The organism is Nitrospira sp. M1 (assembly GCF_965152605.1).
Genome location: NZ_OZ224217.1, coordinates 2,992,214 through 3,007,333, shown reverse-complemented (window position 1 = coordinate 3,007,333; position 15,120 = coordinate 2,992,214). Strand labels below are relative to the sequence as shown.

Sequence of the window (15,120 nt, the reverse complement as noted above, 5' to 3'; positions counted from 1 at the left end):
ACTTTAAAGGAGGAACCTCATGGGTTCAAAAATTTATGTGGGTGGTTTGCCGTATTCTGCGACAGAGGCTGAAATGGAAGCATTGTTTGCCGAGCATGGCACTGTGCAATCAGCACGAGTGATTACGGACAAATTTACCGGGCAGTCGCGTGGCTTTGGTTTTGTTGAAATGTCTACCTCGGAAGAAGCCGAAGCAGCTATTTCCGCCTTGAATTCCACTGAAATGGGTGGTCGCACCTTAACCGTGAACGAGGCCAAGCCAATGGCTCCTCGAACGGGTGGCGGCGGCGGTGGCTTTGGTGGCGGCGGTGGAAACCGTGGCGGCGGTCGGGGTAACCGATTCTAACCATTTATTGACACTGACTTGAGTATACGGAGAGGCTTTCCGTGAGAAAGCCTCTCCGTCGATATTTTCTTAACCTCTCTGCCTATGACCGCTACAACTCTACTTCCGCTTAGCACGCGCTCTTTTGACTTCCCGACAACGTTTCTTTTTAGTCTTATTGCTGTAGGGACGATGATCGGTGTTCCAACCTTTGCGTATTTTTACGACTATAGCTGGGTCGACTGGTCGATGTTTGTCGTGATGTACATTGCGAGTGGCTTGGGAATTACCGTTGGTTATCATCGATTGATTACACATCGGAGTTTTGCTTGCCCTAATTGGGTCAAGGGCGTGTTGTTGATCTGTGGAGGAATCGCCTTGCAGAATTCCGCCCTGAAGTGGGCGCGTGATCATATTCGACACCATACTCACTGTGATCAAGAGCAGGACCCGTACAACGCCAAACGAGGATTTTGGTTTAGTCATTGTGCATGGTTGTTTTGGAGAGATCCTCATCGTAACTATCCATTTCCTGGTCGATTAGTGAAGGATCCGGTCGTCATGTGGCAACATCGGAACTATGTCCCGATTTTTGTCTCAGGTTTACTTTTGCCGTTTGTTGTCGGGTTTCTGGCCAACGGATGGGTTGGCGGGGTTGGCTGTTTTCTCTTAGCCGGAGTGGGGCGAGTGTTTTTTGTGCTGAACTCGACCTTCTGTATTAATTCCATTTGTCATTTGTGGGGCAATCAACCTCATGGGCATACGGATTCAAGTCGTGATAGTTGGCTGATTTCACTCGTGACCTTTGGTGAAGGCTATCACAACTATCACCACATGTATCCGAGTGACTATCGCAATGGTCTCCAATGGTATAACTTTGATCCTTCCAAGTGGCTCATTTATGGCTTATCCATGTTTGGGCTCGCCTCATCGCTCTATCGCTCTTCCTCAAAAACTGAATAGTGTGCGTTATTCTGTCGTCGGACGATGTTTCCGCATGTTCATAGCTACTTGATTCTTGATGAATCGGTAGAATCGCTCATGTTGAAAATATGTGGTCGTTGCTGCGCTTGCGTCGTGAATGATGTGCTGAAGGTCGGCCCCAGGGGTTGCATCATTTAAGGCACAGTGAAGAGAGAGTCCGACGCTACACGGGCGCCAGGACTCCGATGGCAACGGAAGTGGGTCGCTCCCAGGTAATATCCGAATGCCTTGCGTTTTCGCCAAGGTGAATTGTTCTGGATAGGGAAGAAATTTGGGACGACCACTATTGTCTCCGAGCAGGACTTGGCTCATCACCGATGAGGTCATCAATTCTGTCAGGATCGTTCCTCTTGTGCCCCACCACTTTCCAAATGCCCATGGAATAACTGGAATGGCACCGCTTTTTTTCACCTGTTCAATTGATTCCTGAATAGTCATGCCATCGTGAAATGTCTGATTTGTCATGAGGGCCAGGACCTCGAATTTTTCTTTGGTGACAAGCTGTCGGCCTGCAACAATTAGAAGTGTTTCACCCTGTGTTGATTCGGCAAAGAGTGTGAAGTCTTCATTCGTACGTCGAAAACGCCACGCATGCGAACCGGGATGCGAAATGTCCGTGTGCTGGTCGGCCAAGCTTGTGAATCGTTGAAACCAATGATCCCAGGAGGATTCAGTCAAGAGCAGGACGCCGAGGACTGGTCCGTGATGTTGCCGATATGTTGCGTGTGCTTGGCAGTTTTTGTAGGCGGAAGCTAGGAATGTTGCGAGCTCAAAGCAGTCGTACATATGTACGTGCGTATCGATGACAATGAGCGGCATATTGGGTTTCATGGCTGAGAGCAGGCCTTGTGCTGTCTTTGAATACTTTTGCAGAATCCACTATTTTACAGTGGTCTCATCGGATAATCCATGAGGGGTAAGGCTTGTGGGGACTAGGACAGAGAACATGGGTGGTTTCGGGTTGTATGCTGAAATGGTTTTGAAGCGGAGCGGCCGCGTTCCGTCATTCATTCACGATGGGCGTCACTGGAAATTATGAGATGGCCATGCTGTCGTTCTTCAGGGCCTGTTGTGTTGTGCCTTGCGACGAACTCTCTGCTATGAGCTTTGAGACATGTGATGAGTGGTGAAGGTATCTTCTAATGCTTCAGCAATGTCTTGAGCTTTTTTCATACTCATAATCAAACTCTTTTTGTCTTTTATCGAAGCCCGCTTGACGTCTTTCAAGAACTCACGGACCGGCTTGGGGGCAAATTGACTCATAGTACTTATTTCTCCTCAGTCATGTTGAATATGAATGATTGTATGAGTTCCTTCATCAAGAACAATCTGTTCTTTTTGGAACATTGTTATTGTTGAATATTCTTATCGGTGTCTGTATTTGAAAGGTTTAATCTGTGTGATGTGTCATCATGTGTACACTTCTTGGGAGTGAATTTGCTTGAGTGATAGAGGTTGTTCTGAAGCGAAAGTCGGTTAAGATGATTTTGATTTCAGATTCTCATATCTTGAGGTGCTCAGGAAGCCTCGCGCATGTTGTCTCGTGAAGTTTTCATGAGGCATGCTCAGACGCAATACGCTGATCAGGAAATAGAGGGAACACCTCCAGAATGTATTCTTGTCATGAATGAGTAGAACGGGGAAGCTGGATAAAGAGGAGTGAGAGCGGAATTACTCAATGATACTCAAGGCGTCTCGTGTTAAGACATGTGGATTGTGTTTGACTGTGGCTGAGGCAGATTGTTCGTGTGGAAGGGGTTCATCGGATGAGGAGACGTACTGCGCCATATTGCAGAGTTCCAGGATGCTATAAATTTGGTCCTTGGGGTTTACTAATGTGACGTTCACATGCTGAGCTTTGGCTTCAGTGATACATTTGTGGATGAGACCAAGGCCAGAACTATCGATAAAGGTGACTGCCTCTAGATCAAGAATGATATCATGTGTCTCTGAATTGTCGCTCTCATGAATCGTGGAGGTAAAGATCTCTCGAGCACTGTAGTCGAGCCGTCCAAAAAGAGTGTGGATTGTCGCGTTTTGTTTAGTTGAAGTCGTGATATCCATAGGCTTGGCTCCCCTAGATGAATGAGAACTGCCTTTAACTTCGGATTGTTTCTCGTTATTCTTAACCGGAAATTCCATGAATGTTGATGAAACACGGCGTGAGGGAGAGGGGGTAAGCGTATTACATTCTAGATGAATGAACGTATGTTTTGATGTTAATGATGTTTTCCCAATAAGGCAGGAATTGCCTCATTTTTATCGAACTTCCTATATTTCAGAATGTTCACAATCCTCTGGACAGTTCAGACCTTTTCTGAGCTCAAGGCCGATCAACTGTTTGATATCTTGCAACTGCGGGTTGATGTCTTTGTCGTTGAACAGCAATGTGCCTACCCTGAAATAGATGCGTACGATCGACATGTCGAAACAAAACATCTGCAAGGGCATGATGCGTGTGGCAACCTTGTCGCCTATGCACGGCTCCTTCCAGCGGGATTGCATTTTTCTGACGTGTGCATTGGTCGGTTTGTGGTACAAAAAGACATGCGAGGGCAAGGAATCGGTCATGAATTATTGCGCATGTCCCTAGAAGTGATCCAGCAATGTTGGCCTGGTTCTTCGGTCAGAATTTCTGCTCAAGAGTATCTCAAAGAATTCTATGTACAATATGGCTTTTCGCGAGTATCGGGAATGTATCTTGACGCGGGCGTTCCCCATATTGAGATGCTGAAGGAAACGTGATGCTTTTCCTCACTTATACCTCCTTCTACATTTCTTGAACAATGAGTTGTGTGTACAAACGGTTCACTCCATGATTGATAAGTTGCAGGTATGAAGTCTATTCCGTTAGGTGATTTGCCGCTCGAGCAATTTCTTGAGGAATATTGGCAAAAGAAACCGCTCTTGGTGCGCAGGGCATTGCCAGATATTAAACCGCCTATCGCGGCTGATGAATTAGCTGGACTTGCCTGCGAAGAGGCTGTCGAATCTCGACTGGTCATTCAGGATGGAGTCAGCAATCGGTGGGATTTAACGCACGGACCATTTACGGAAGATACGTTTACCTCGTTACCCGACACGCATTGGACATTGCTGGTCCAGGCTGTGGATTTTTGGGTGCCTGCAGCAGCAGAATTCCTTGCGCAATTTCATTTTCTTCCGAGCTGGCGCATTGATGATTTGATGATCAGTTATTCCGTCGATGGCGGTGGAGTCGGTCCGCATTTTGACAATTATGATGTCTTTCTCGTGCAAGCCAGTGGTCGTCGGCAATGGGAAGTCGGTGGAATGTTCGATGCGAATTCTCCGCGCCGTTCGGATACGCCTGTCATGATTTTGTCTGATTGGAAGCCGGAGCAACGGTGGATTCTTGAGCCTGGGGATCTACTCTATGTTCCTCCTCGTGTCGGTCATAGTGGGATCGCGGTAGGTGATGATTGTATGACGTGTTCCGTGGGATTTCGTGCACCTTCTCACAGTGAAGTTCTGCGAGGGTTTGCCGATTATGTTGCCGATACGCTCAGTGAAGAAGTCCGGTATGCCGACCCCGACCTTGCTGTTCCAAGAAATCCAGGCTGTGTGACTCCAGACGCGTTACAGAACGTTCACCGAATAGTTAAGCAATATCTCGAAGATAAAGATCTGTTGGCCGAATGGTTTGGGCGGTTTATCACTGCGCAGAAATACCCTGACGAAACTAATGTGTCCGCTGTCTATCGATTAGAGGATCTGCGTGCCCATATAGCCAAAGGCGGAATGCTGAAACGGAATGAAGGGACACGAATGGTCTTTCAGGATCGAGGTCCTGTGGTGTGGTTATTTGTAGATGCCCATCGTTATGAATGCGGTAGGCATCAGGCCGAGTTGGTCCACGCATTATGTACCGACCTGACGATCAATCCAGGTCAGTATCAGCAGTCAGACGAACATCTTCAGCTTCTTGTCGATCTTCTCAATCAGGGTAGTCTATATTTTCTGTAGATTTTTAACTTTTCATTGAGCCCTTTAGCCGTTCTCATACACTTCCGTATGTTCAACGTGTGCAATTGCGCTATGTACGTGATGTGAATTCAGATGGAAGTTATTTGGGTTCGCAATTGTCGTCTGGGAAGCGTTTGTATCAGAGAACAGCTAGCCCAAGAGTACTGCCCACACTCCACGGATCATCTGATGCTCTCCTCACAGTCTAAGGCTCTTGTTATCTGCCGGGGTTCGTCCCGGCGGCCGAGTGTATTGTTTGTCGCGTCCCGAAGGGCGCACCCATTGTTGTGGAGGCAAAAGGACCCAAAACCAGTGACGCCCAGGCCAGACTCATTTGATGAGACGAACGCCTTTGGGTTGGGCGGGCCAACTCGCTTCACTCAAACAAGCCCCGCCCAGTATTGGAGGCGTTCACTCAGCGGACTATAGCGAAAGCACATACCTTCTCACCAAATTCAGATGACATACATAGCGCAAGTATATACTTCGAACATACGCAAGGTATTAGGACGGCTATAGCCTGCAGGCATCAAGTCATATGTACTGCGAAGAAGTGAAAATACTATATTTAATGTATTTGCTTGTTAGTTGTGAAAAATGAGGAGCGTATGCGGACGTTTTTCCGCTTAGGCAAGATTTGCTTGCGACTAAGTGCAAATGGAGAGGGGGACTGTGCTTCTGAATCGATTGAGGCCTTTCTCGAATGCGCATAAAGGCAACAATCCGAGAAAGACCTCTAGCTTTATCGAGTGGTTACGGTGTGCGGCTTGTGATTTCTAGCAGATGATAGCCAAATTGCGTTTTGACGGGACCATGAACTTTCCCAACTTCTTCATTAAACACAACTTTGTCAAATTCCGGAACCATTTGACCTGGCCCAAATTCTCCAAGATCTCCACCTTGTTTCCCTGATGGGCAAGAGGAATGTTCTTTCGCCAGTTCACCAAAGTCTGAACCGCCTTCAATCTGCGTTTTGATGTTTTCACAGGCTTCGTTCGTAGAGACCAAAATGTGTCGAGCGCGTGCTTTAGCCATATCGCTTCTCCTTTTTTGGGAATAGATTCGTAAAATGCAGTTATCTCATGATTGTGTCGTCATTGTCCACCGATGAACAGTTCGAATCATCTCGCGCTGCACAAGAAATATTATGAGTGAAGAATATGTGTGAGGTATGAGTTGAGATCGCGTTGTCAATTAGGGCCCTGGGTACTCGTTTGGCGATTTGCGCGGTTTTTGGATTTTGAGAGACTTGGACTGTCACGGTTGTGACTTCTAATACTAACGCTAATTCTTTTACCAATCCCTTCGGATCTAGGACTTCAGCTTTTGTTCACAAAGCTCTCGGATGTAGCCTTGCACGAGTTTCTTATATTCCTTGCAAATCAGGCGAATGGGTGTGTCGTTGTTGAATATTCGTCAATCATATTGCTCTCACGTGCTAACGGATATGCTGAAAGGGAAATGGGTACTGAATTATCTAGCATGCGAGGAATTCTTAAAAACGTTTTAAGTAAGTAGCGTGATAATCATCATGCCGTAATACATTTCTTGCAGGATGGGAAACGATAGGATAAACTGATAATTATCAGTAAATTTTCTGTTGAAAGGGAGGTGCTATGTTTACCGTCGATTCCATACGGCCTGTATCCGATTTTAGCCGGAAGCCTGCCGAACATATTAAACGGCTCAAAAAGACCGGACGGCCTGAAGTCTTAACCGTCAATGGCAAAGCTGAGGTTGTCATTCAAGATGCGAAATCTTACGAAGAGATGGCCAGCTTATTACACTCACTGAAGCAAATCGCCCAATCCAAGAAAGAACATGATATGGGCAAAGGCATTTCAGTCAATAAAGCCTTCTCTCGACTCAGTAAAAAACTTGCGGCCTACTATCCTGATGCAGGTTTTTAAAGTTTATATGTCTCCCACGGTTGAGGCCGAAATTGAACATTACGTTCATGAAATCGCCAAGGATTCCATTCACCATGCGGTGAAATGGTATGGAGACATTCTGAACAAGATCTCTACGCTAGAGAAACCGCCTGGCCGTTGTCCCTATGCGGATGAAATGGATTTTCATGACTATGAAATTAGAAATTTAATCTTTGGGAAGTATCGCATTCTCTTTCATATTAACGGACAAACCGTTCAGGTGTTGCATGTGAAACACGGCAAGATGGAACGCCGTCCGCTGACCTAGGTGCCCTCGTGTTTTGGAGTCAATCGTTGACTTTGAATAAAGTCTTTGATCTATCATCATTCTTTTCTGCTATGCCAAGAACCTATTCTTTAATTTGGTCAAGAAGGAGAAAGCTTCACTATCGCGGCTCGTCGGCATCTCCCACATCACTCAATTCCCGTTCTCCGAATATTGCCGATTCCTTGGTGTAGTGCTTGAACTCCAGCAGGTTATGCGCCGGGTCTTCTAGGAAGAACGTGTGATGCTCCAGCGGGGATCCGGCAAACCGGGTGCTGGGTTCTTTGAAAAACGACAGTTTTTTTTCTTTGGCCCGAGCCACCATGGCTTCCCACTCATCCTTCGTTGTAAACACGAGCCCAAAATGGCGGGGATAAATACTCTTCGGTTTCTCGACAGACTCAGAGGTCATCTGCGCCACGATTTGATGGCCCCCAAGATTGAGCGTCAAGGCCACTTTGGATTCTCGCCCTAACCCACAACCAAGTCCTTCCACATAGAACCGTTTTGTGTCTTCGACGTTTTTCATGGGAAACGCTACATGAAATAAGATCCTCACTGACCTGCTCCTTTGCTATCAATAGTCTATATTTTACCCTATCGCGTTCCACAGTGCGGTTCAAGCTGGAACGTCTCGTTTGGCCTTTAGGTCTTCCTGCCATGTCCCATTTTTCCGGAGTCTATCAGTTATGAATGCCCCATTTTCTCTGGTCTTTATTGCTCGTCAAATGTCAGTACATCTACCTTTTTCCGAAGGTGGCAAAAACGAAATAGATTATCTATAGTATTTATAGGACATCAAAAATATCTTAAGTAGGAGGAACGCTTATGAAAAAGAAACAGGCCTTGAAAGGTATCGTGGGTTTTCTAGTCATTGTTGGGCTGGCAAGTCTCTTAGGGTTTGGACTGGCAAAAACTCCCGAAACGCCTCTTACCCCTTCCTCCGAGCAGATCGAAAACGAGTGGTCTGCAGAAGAGCATCTGATAGCCGCTAACTTGTTTGAAGAAACAGCGGTACGTCTCGAAGCCAAGGTGGGTCACTTGGAGCAACGAATAGCGAGGTTCACGAAAAAGCCCTATTTGGATCCGAAAGGGTTTAAGCGACAAGGGTGGAAATTACTTATGGGGTCTCACCGAGCAGAACTGAAGGAGCTTTTAGAGCAAATCGCTTGGCATTACGAGCAGGCAAAGCAGCTTAACGCGTTGTCTGTACCTAAAGGGAAGGACAAAAATGGGAAATCCTAATTGTTCATACGGTTGAGTCCATTCTTTCTAATCCACGAGGCTCCTTCGACGGGCACGTTCTCATTTTCATTGACTTGCTGCGCGGGGAGTCGAGCCTCCGATCGAGTGATAAAAAGTTCGAACGCGAGGAGTATAAAAGTCAGCCTTCCAATGCCTTTCACACCCGGAATGTTGTCCTGGCTTTCTGGTCTCTTCCCAATCTGGTGGACATATCTGAAAAGCGCCATACTAAAGCGAATCCAACAGTTGGAATGCCTGGACACGATACTATGCAAGAAGGTGCAATCTTGCATGGCATCCAACTGCGTGACTCAGCCATCGACTTGATATATCAATTACATGTGTCCAGGTCCAACTGAGGCCTATCAACTAACCTCGCGCAATTACTCACTTCAAACATGCCGAAGTTATAGTCGTGCTTTTGAATATTCGCTTGTACGATGCGTATGGTTGCGTTGTGTATGTCTATAGCCGTTTCAAATAACTTTCGCTGACTCAAACGTTGTACCGCGCGGAGCTATAGCCGATTCACTGAACTTCCGTACTCTTGAAGCGTTTGACTCCGCATTGAAAGTCCTTAGGACTTAACTGGACCGAATTGAGATTCGCTATAGTTGTATGTTTCCGTTTGGAACTTATTTGGATTCGCTTTTGTCAATTCGGCTGTACGTTCTGCAGTATCGCTATAATTGAAACGGCTATAGGCGAGGAATCGTGACATGGAGAATCACAGAAAGTAGAGCCAAGACCTTGGTGGGCTTTTTCTGACCCAACTCCCATTTCTAGGATGATTGGGAATGTGTGACCAAACAGTCTCTACGCCAAATGACATATGCCGTAAAGGCCAAGAGTGAGATGAAGAACACGGAGCGAATGCGTCCGAATCCAAAGCATGCGAAGTTGCTCGTGGCATTGAGCAGGCCGAAGCCGGCATAGACCAAGAAGACAAACAAGGCCCAACGACGGAGTGTGAGAAAGCCATACCCAATGGCGATATGAAGCACTGGGGATTGAGCTTTGACCAGGAGACCTGGGATGCCAGTAGGTTTGCTGCAAAATACGGTCAGGAGGTAGTCCGGGTTCGCCAGAATAATGTACAGGTCTGTGAGCGCGGTGAACAGAAATAACCCGCCAAGATATCGAATGTCGTGAGCGCGTTTCCAGACAAGGTGTAGCGTGGCCCATTGGCCTTGTGGAGTTGGGAGATATGCTTGATAGGCTTGAAGACACCACCAAGGCAAAATAATGAACATGCCAAAGAACCAGCCCGCTACCGGTCCCCCGACGGCTCCGAGAGCCCACGTGCAGGCTCCGAGCAGTCCTCCCACCATCAGCACCCAGGTCATATGGATGGGATACCCCCTGACCAGGTGCCCTAGTCCTGGAAGGATAGCCGAGAGGATTCCACCAAGCGGTGAGGTGCTTGAATGATCGGATGCAGAAAAATTCGCTTCAGATCCCATGGAAAAGAAAGGATAGAGGTGTAAAGAGCTGAAGTGCAAGCTGAGCAGAAAGGATCGATAGGATGCCATCGAAAAGAAACTCAGCTGGCGAGAAACGAGAATCAACGTCTCATTGCAGGCACAGCCGATGGACAACGCAGCCCGATTCCCAGAAACAGATTTCAAATCTTTCTATTCCCCGTAGCTTGCTGCGGGGTTGCTGAACAAAGGGAAGCCTTTGAGAACCCGTGGTTTCTCAAGCAGAAGAATTCTTCCACTGAATACCCTGTCCGCTTGTGGCGGGGATCTTTTATTATGATTTAAGGGTAGCGTCCCCTTTTTGGAGAATCGAGGAAGCCTTTAAAATTGGTAGCGCCCTTTTTCTACCCTAATGGCTAATTGCAATAACGCAGGACTGACCCTACCAATTAGCACTCTTTTGTTTCTTGGCTTATAACAAGAGGAAATGTCGGTTATTGAAACTTATAAAACTAGTCTTGACCCTATGAAGTCACAGTCTGAACGTGTGTAAGCTTCCTCTAATCGAGGACAAGTCAAACGTAGAGCTTTCTAGTTGGGGCCACCTCAGCCTGACACACTGTAATTAGCTCACGCTAACGGTCTTAATGCGCAGATAACTGGGCTATTCTGGTTCGGAAAACTTCTTCCCATTTAACCAGACTCCCAAGGCCAAGATGAACAAAGATGATACGATACCAACAACATTACTCATTGTACTCATGAGTCTTAGGAAGGTATAAAAAAAATCATTTTCGGGAAGCATTCTGGCTTGAAAAAGAGTAAAGAATATGGTCAGTAATGAACCTGTTGCCATACAGAAAGGTATGATCCATATCCACAGCCGGCGGAAATATTTGGCGATTAGAACCCATCCGATCACTAACGTTAATTGAACAATAATTGTGGTGACCACATGAGAGATTGTGTTCAGGTCTCCAGGGACATGAAAATTCGAATTTTGCCAGGCCCAACCGAGTCCCAAGCCAAAGAGAATAAGCAACGTGGCAATTATATAGCGTGTGTACATCGTATATTGTCCGATAATGGTATACGAAGAAAGGTCCTGGCCAGGCCTAATCACACTCAAAATGTGTTGAAGTTGATCAGAAACAGCCGTCGCGGTCCGATCCATCTCAGTAAACCACCATTTTTTCTTTGAGGTGCTCTGGCCGAAAATCGGATCTCCGTTTTCCTTAAAACCGATAATATAAATGGTCTCCTGAAAATCCGGCAGGTGAATTGGAAAGCGTTTCTCTATCATTGTCTTGAATTCTTCGTAAATCATCTTTTCTTTTTTAGCCCTTCCTTTTTTCGTTAGAGCATCCGTAGGGCGTGGTGGTAAATAGAGAAGTAGGGCTGTATAGTTGACATTGTTTTTCACCGCTTCAATTTCCCATTCAATACCGGCGGATTCACCAACGGTTAGTACAACCAGACTCGACTTACCTAATAGCTCTTCTACTTTCCTCTGCCAGTTCTGGTGTTCCACAAAAACTCGATAGGCTCCATGAGGGTAGGCGCCTATCCGCGATTTCCAATTAGGCTCTCCTATTGATACCAATGGCCCGATGGCATTAAGTACAAGCAGAAATTCTTCGCTCGTCCCTTGAATGTTGACCGTACTTTCACCTATTGAAATAACGTCATAGTTTCTTGACTGATCTTCGTCGAAAGGACGGAGAAACAGCACTGGCGAGCGTTTGTCAATTTTCGTCACTTGAGCAAATGTGGGGACTAAAAAATAACTGGAAATTATGACCATGAATATACACAGAATAAATCCACCAATGGTCAGCCAAAAGTAAGTCATTGAACTTGCTTTTGGTGAAAATAACCCGACAAACATCATTCCGCAGAGAACACACCCAATCACACCGATTAGGTAGATGGTGTAACCAATGAGCGTTCTCGTATCTGCAGACATCTACTTGTTTAAGATTAATATTCTGACATGTTAATTAGGGTGAGGTCTTGTAATGCCATGCCAAGGAGAAATTGCTATGCATAAACTTTCCTTTACCTTGAACTCTCCGCGAGTGAAATGGGATTACTAGAAAAACCCAGCTAGGAGATAGTTTTTACAAATTAATCTGCCAGCGTCACGCCATCCGTGATCAGAATGATAGAGCCATTCGGCATTCCATTTCTGAATTTCGAAGTAGCGAATAGTCCTCTGGCCAATACCAGATTAGAGCCGTCTCAACATGGGAGAACTCCTATAAAGCCGACCCCCCTCGAGTCGAATTTCCTTCCACCTCCCGCTGTTTTTCAGATGCCGCTAATAATTGCCCGCCATATTTTTCTACCTGCTTGAGAATAACGGGAAAGTAGACTTGATCATACTTCTCATTATCATGGATATCGAGAGCACTGATAATATCGGCGGCCATGGTTTCTCCTTCATTAGTTTGGTTGAGATCTCCTCTACCATCGAACATTTTCTACACCGTATAGAATGAGCTCCCGCCGAGCAACCTATAAAATCTCTAACTCTTAACCACCGTAAATATTCACTTTTCATATCTCCTGTCCTTTTCTGCGTCTTCCCCAACCAAATCAAAAAATGTTGAAATGTGGTGTAACAAAGATTCTGTAAAGTTGACACTTTATGTATACCGAACGTTCGGTATATAATGGAGCTGCAAAGGAGGTATCATGCCCATCACCAAAGTCAATGAAAATGAATTGCTGGACCGATTAACCGACGTGTTTCGCACGTACGGGTATGAAGGAGCCAGCCTGAGCAAGATGTCTGAAGCCACCGGCCTTCAACGTGCCAGCTTGTATCATCGGTTCCCTGGCGGGAAAGAAGATATGGCCAAGGCTGTGTTAGAGAGAGCCGAGCAGTGGCTCGCAACTCACGTCCTGGCACCGCTGTCTGCGCAAGGCAAACCGGCAGACCGCATTCGTATAATGGCGAAAGGGATTCATGAGTTTTACGGAGGAGGACATCGTTCCTGCTTACTAGAGGCCCTTTCGTTTGGCGGTGGTGATGACGACGTGAAACGGCATATACGACGTGGATTAGCTGCCTGGGTAGAGGCTTTGGCAAAGGTGGCTCGTGAAGCCGGGGTATCGACGACGAAGGCACGTCAGCAAGCTCAGGATGCGATCGGTCGAATTCAAGGTTCGTTAGTGATGGCTCGGGTCCTTCAGGATCGCGGACCGTTCGAACGAACGTTGCTGAAACTTCCTACGATGATACTAAGTCACTAAGTAAGCAGAAGGAAATTTTACATGTGCCATTTCATCGAATCGATCACCGAATGTTGCAGGCTGTCCTTAGGGGACAGGCGAGGTTAAGCGCAGACTAGTTTTTTTTGCTCTATACTTTTACCGAACGTTCGGTGTTAATTCTTCACTTCAAATTCTCAAGGAAGACCGCATCATGAAAGTCACTATCGCAATTTTTTCAGATCCTAAGAATGGCTCAGAGGAAGCCCTCGGTCGTGTGTTTAATGGGTTGGCCGCAGCCTATGACTTTAAGCAGGCGGGCGACGACGTGTCCGTGGTGTTTCAAGGGACCGGCACGCGCTGGATCGGCGAGCTCACCAAGAAGGACCATCCGGCACATGAATTGTTCGAGGCAGTGAAGGATCAGGTTGCCGGTGTATCCTGTGGCTGTGCCGATGTGTTCGGCGGCTCCGAGGAAGCTTAGAAATCCGGATTCGATCTCATTAAGAACAATCCGATTCCTGGAACGTCTGGCCTTTCCAGCTTTCGCACGTTGCTTTCAGATGGTTCGACTGTGCTGACATTTTAATCAGAAGTCCAACGTCTAACTGGAGGCGTGAAACGCACCGCCTCCAGTTAGGGCCTAGCACTCTCCCAAAAAGGAACGAAGCCATGAAAATCGAAACTCCATACCACGAAGGTGAATTGCAGGTACAAGAACGGGTGGGTGTCTTGGACGAAGGCGCGATGAACTCGCGTGTTATTCAAGATTCCATCATTAAAGGTGCTCTGCGGTTTATCAGTCAACTGCCCATGGCTGTGTTTGGCAGTCTGGATCATGAGCAAAATGTGTGGGCCTCCGTATTCATGGGAAATCCAGGTTTCATAACAGCGGAAAATGACCAGACCGTGAGGTTCGATCTCACGAACATGGCGCACAATCCGCACGATCCGTTTTGGATGAATATTCAAGAAAATGCTGAAGTAGGAATGCTGGCTATCGAACTAGTCTCACGTCGTCGCTTGAGGATCAACGGTACCATCACGCGTGAATCCGAGGAGTTGCTACAACTCAAGGTGAAAGAATCATATCCCAATTGCTCGAAATACATCCAAAGGCGGTACATCATCGCTCAGCCAAAGGAATGCGATATGACTCCGCTTACAGCAGTGCGTGGGGAAGTATTGGGTGTCGCACAACGCACGATTATCAATCGAGCTGATACATTTTTTGTTGCCAGTATGCACCCTGAGCGAGGAGTGGACGCCTCGCATCGGGGTGGCAACCCAGGGTTTGTCTCAGTTGTTGATGACCGCACACTTCGCATCCCGGATTATCCAGGGAATTCTATGTTCAATACCTTGGGCAATTTCGCTGTGAATCCCCGGGCAGGAATAATTTTTTTCGATTTCGAGTCTCATCGAACTCTTCAACTTACTGGTCATGTGGAAATTCTGTACGACGTGGATGACTCGGTGGAAGAAACGGGAGGCACGAACAGGTATTGGCAACTTCAGATTGATCGTTGGTTGGAGATCGGTCATGCCCCTCAGTTGACTTTGGAGTTCTTGGATTATTCACCATATAACTTCCCAGTCCGTAGTAGTTCTGGGGCATGGATAAGGAAGGCTAGAACCTAGGGCTTTGATCTATTCGACACGAACTTCTGAACTGTAGGTTGTTTGAATGACGATCGCCCGGATGGCCAAGGCTTACTATCGTTTACGATCACGTGCACATTGATATGG

At 46.7% G+C, this 15,120-nt stretch carries 18 protein-coding genes; 10 read left to right on the top strand and 8 right to left on the bottom strand.

Annotated features, from left to right (window positions below):
* Positions 1 to 19 precede the first annotated feature (19 nt).
* Together ACWHX8_RS13765 and ACWHX8_RS13760 are read left to right on the top strand one after the other, a co-directional pair.
* Positions 20 to 346: an RNA recognition motif domain-containing protein gene (locus tag ACWHX8_RS13765; protein WP_447968700.1), complete on the top strand. Its 327-nt coding sequence runs from the start codon at positions 20 to 22 to the stop codon at positions 344 to 346.
* Between the two features lie 84 nt (positions 347 to 430).
* A complete protein-coding gene (locus ACWHX8_RS13760; protein WP_447968699.1) occupies positions 431 to 1,288 on the top strand; it encodes an acyl-CoA desaturase in 858 nt (285 codons plus the stop codon).
* 6 nt (positions 1,289 to 1,294) lie between these two features.
* Here the strand turns inward: ACWHX8_RS13760 and ACWHX8_RS13755 are convergent, their stop codons facing one another.
* The 3 genes from ACWHX8_RS13755 to ACWHX8_RS13745 form a co-directional block, all read right to left on the bottom strand.
* Positions 1,295 to 2,140: a hypothetical protein gene (locus ACWHX8_RS13755; protein ID WP_447968698.1), complete on the bottom strand. Its 846-nt coding sequence runs from the start codon at positions 2,138 to 2,140 to the stop codon at positions 1,295 to 1,297.
* Positions 2,141 to 2,407: 267 nt separating this feature from the next.
* Positions 2,408 to 2,572, bottom strand: coding sequence for a hypothetical protein (locus ACWHX8_RS13750; protein ID WP_447968697.1), 165 nt, complete (start codon positions 2,570 to 2,572; stop codon positions 2,408 to 2,410).
* Positions 2,573 to 2,980: 408 nt separating this feature from the next.
* A complete protein-coding gene (locus tag ACWHX8_RS13745; RefSeq protein WP_447968696.1) occupies positions 2,981 to 3,373 on the bottom strand; it encodes an STAS domain-containing protein in 393 nt (130 codons plus the stop codon).
* Positions 3,374 to 3,592: 219 nt separating this feature from the next.
* Between ACWHX8_RS13745 and ACWHX8_RS13740 the strand changes: the two genes are divergently transcribed.
* Both ACWHX8_RS13740 and ACWHX8_RS13735 read left to right on the top strand, forming a co-directional pair.
* Positions 3,593 to 4,054 carry a GNAT family N-acetyltransferase gene (locus ACWHX8_RS13740; protein WP_447968695.1) on the top strand — a complete coding sequence of 154 codons (462 nt, stop codon included), beginning with the start codon at positions 3,593 to 3,595 and terminating at the stop codon, positions 4,052 to 4,054.
* 90 nt (positions 4,055 to 4,144) lie between these two features.
* Entirely contained in the window at positions 4,145 to 5,293 is a 1,149-nt protein-coding gene (locus ACWHX8_RS13735) for a JmjC domain-containing protein (RefSeq protein WP_447968694.1), read from the top strand.
* Between the two features lie 753 nt (positions 5,294 to 6,046).
* On the opposite strand, the gene ACWHX8_RS13730 is transcribed toward ACWHX8_RS13735, so the two are convergent.
* On the bottom strand, positions 6,047 to 6,355 hold the full coding sequence (locus ACWHX8_RS13730) for a peptidylprolyl isomerase (protein WP_447971916.1): 309 nt from the start codon (positions 6,353 to 6,355) through the stop codon (positions 6,047 to 6,049).
* A gap of 554 nt (positions 6,356 to 6,909) precedes the next feature.
* Between ACWHX8_RS13730 and ACWHX8_RS13725 the strand changes: the two genes are divergently transcribed.
* Positions 6,910 to 7,203 carry a type II toxin-antitoxin system Phd/YefM family antitoxin gene (locus tag ACWHX8_RS13725; RefSeq protein WP_447968693.1) on the top strand — a complete coding sequence of 98 codons (294 nt, stop codon included), beginning with the start codon at positions 6,910 to 6,912 and terminating at the stop codon, positions 7,201 to 7,203.
* Between the two features lie 7 nt (positions 7,204 to 7,210).
* Positions 7,211 to 7,492, top strand: coding sequence for a type II toxin-antitoxin system RelE/ParE family toxin (locus ACWHX8_RS13720; protein WP_447968692.1), 282 nt, complete (start codon positions 7,211 to 7,213; stop codon positions 7,490 to 7,492).
* A 118-nt stretch (positions 7,493 to 7,610) separates the two neighbouring features.
* Here ACWHX8_RS13720 and ACWHX8_RS13715 read toward each other — a convergent pair whose 3' ends face one another.
* The gene (locus ACWHX8_RS13715; protein ID WP_447968691.1) at positions 7,611 to 8,048 is read right to left on the bottom strand and encodes a VOC family protein; all 438 of its coding nucleotides are present in this window, start codon (positions 8,046 to 8,048) and stop codon (positions 7,611 to 7,613) included.
* Positions 8,049 to 8,317: 269 nt separating this feature from the next.
* On the opposite strand from ACWHX8_RS13715, the gene ACWHX8_RS13710 reads away from it, so the two are divergent.
* Positions 8,318 to 8,734, top strand: coding sequence for a hypothetical protein (locus ACWHX8_RS13710; protein ID WP_447968690.1), 417 nt, complete (start codon positions 8,318 to 8,320; stop codon positions 8,732 to 8,734).
* Positions 8,735 to 9,516: 782 nt separating this feature from the next.
* Here the strand turns inward: ACWHX8_RS13710 and ACWHX8_RS13705 are convergent.
* From ACWHX8_RS13705 to ACWHX8_RS13695, 3 genes are all read right to left on the bottom strand, one after another.
* The gene (locus ACWHX8_RS13705; RefSeq protein ID WP_447968689.1) at positions 9,517 to 10,362 is read right to left on the bottom strand and encodes a hypothetical protein; all 846 of its coding nucleotides are present in this window, start codon (positions 10,360 to 10,362) and stop codon (positions 9,517 to 9,519) included.
* Positions 10,363 to 10,819: 457 nt separating this feature from the next.
* A complete protein-coding gene (locus ACWHX8_RS13700) occupies positions 10,820 to 12,121 on the bottom strand; it encodes a hypothetical protein (RefSeq protein WP_447968688.1) in 1,302 nt (433 codons plus the stop codon).
* Positions 12,122 to 12,413: 292 nt separating this feature from the next.
* Entirely contained in the window at positions 12,414 to 12,587 is a 174-nt protein-coding gene (locus tag ACWHX8_RS13695; RefSeq protein ID WP_447968687.1) for a DUF1330 domain-containing protein, read from the bottom strand.
* A gap of 265 nt (positions 12,588 to 12,852) precedes the next feature.
* On the opposite strand from ACWHX8_RS13695, the gene ACWHX8_RS13690 reads away from it, so the two are divergent.
* The 3 genes from ACWHX8_RS13690 to ACWHX8_RS13680 all read left to right on the top strand — a co-directional run bounded on the left by ACWHX8_RS13690 (position 12,853) and on the right by ACWHX8_RS13680 (position 15,012).
* Positions 12,853 to 13,413 (top strand): TetR/AcrR family transcriptional regulator, encoded by a 561-nt coding sequence (locus tag ACWHX8_RS13690; protein WP_447968686.1) that lies wholly within the window; start codon positions 12,853 to 12,855, stop codon positions 13,411 to 13,413.
* Between the two features lie 172 nt (positions 13,414 to 13,585).
* Positions 13,586 to 13,855, top strand: coding sequence for a DsrE family protein (locus tag ACWHX8_RS13685; RefSeq protein ID WP_447968685.1), 270 nt, complete (start codon positions 13,586 to 13,588; stop codon positions 13,853 to 13,855).
* A gap of 188 nt (positions 13,856 to 14,043) precedes the next feature.
* Complete coding sequence (locus ACWHX8_RS13680) at positions 14,044 to 15,012, top strand: pyridoxamine 5'-phosphate oxidase family protein (RefSeq protein WP_447968684.1); 969 nt, start codon at positions 14,044 to 14,046, stop codon at positions 15,010 to 15,012.
* Positions 15,013 to 15,120: the final 108 nt, after the last annotated feature.

Bases quoted from the DNA above. Each gene is read 5' to 3' on its own strand.
- ACWHX8_RS13765 (WP_447968700.1), top strand. From the start codon at position 20: ATGGGTTCAAAAATTTATGTGGGTGGTTTGCCGTATTCTGCGACAGAG.
- ACWHX8_RS13760 (WP_447968699.1), top strand. From the start codon at position 431: ATGACCGCTACAACTCTACTTCCGCTTAGCACGCGCTCTTTTGACTTC.
- ACWHX8_RS13755 (WP_447968698.1), bottom strand. From the start codon at position 2,140: ATGAAACCCAATATGCCGCTCATTGTCATCGATACGCACGTACATATG.
- ACWHX8_RS13750 (WP_447968697.1), bottom strand. From the start codon at position 2,572: ATGAGTCAATTTGCCCCCAAGCCGGTCCGTGAGTTCTTGAAAGACGTC.
- ACWHX8_RS13745 (WP_447968696.1), bottom strand. From the start codon at position 3,373: ATGGATATCACGACTTCAACTAAACAAAACGCGACAATCCACACTCTT.
- ACWHX8_RS13740 (WP_447968695.1), top strand. From the start codon at position 3,593: ATGTTCACAATCCTCTGGACAGTTCAGACCTTTTCTGAGCTCAAGGCC.
- ACWHX8_RS13735 (WP_447968694.1), top strand. From the start codon at position 4,145: ATGAAGTCTATTCCGTTAGGTGATTTGCCGCTCGAGCAATTTCTTGAG.
- ACWHX8_RS13725 (WP_447968693.1), top strand. From the start codon at position 6,910: ATGTTTACCGTCGATTCCATACGGCCTGTATCCGATTTTAGCCGGAAG.
- ACWHX8_RS13720 (WP_447968692.1), top strand. From the start codon at position 7,211: ATGTCTCCCACGGTTGAGGCCGAAATTGAACATTACGTTCATGAAATC.
- ACWHX8_RS13710 (WP_447968690.1), top strand. From the start codon at position 8,318: ATGAAAAAGAAACAGGCCTTGAAAGGTATCGTGGGTTTTCTAGTCATT.
- ACWHX8_RS13700 (WP_447968688.1), bottom strand. From the start codon at position 12,121: ATGTCTGCAGATACGAGAACGCTCATTGGTTACACCATCTACCTAATC.
- ACWHX8_RS13695 (WP_447968687.1), bottom strand. From the start codon at position 12,587: ATGGCCGCCGATATTATCAGTGCTCTCGATATCCATGATAATGAGAAG.
- ACWHX8_RS13690 (WP_447968686.1), top strand. From the start codon at position 12,853: ATGCCCATCACCAAAGTCAATGAAAATGAATTGCTGGACCGATTAACC.
- ACWHX8_RS13685 (WP_447968685.1), top strand. From the start codon at position 13,586: ATGAAAGTCACTATCGCAATTTTTTCAGATCCTAAGAATGGCTCAGAG.
- ACWHX8_RS13680 (WP_447968684.1), top strand. From the start codon at position 14,044: ATGAAAATCGAAACTCCATACCACGAAGGTGAATTGCAGGTACAAGAA.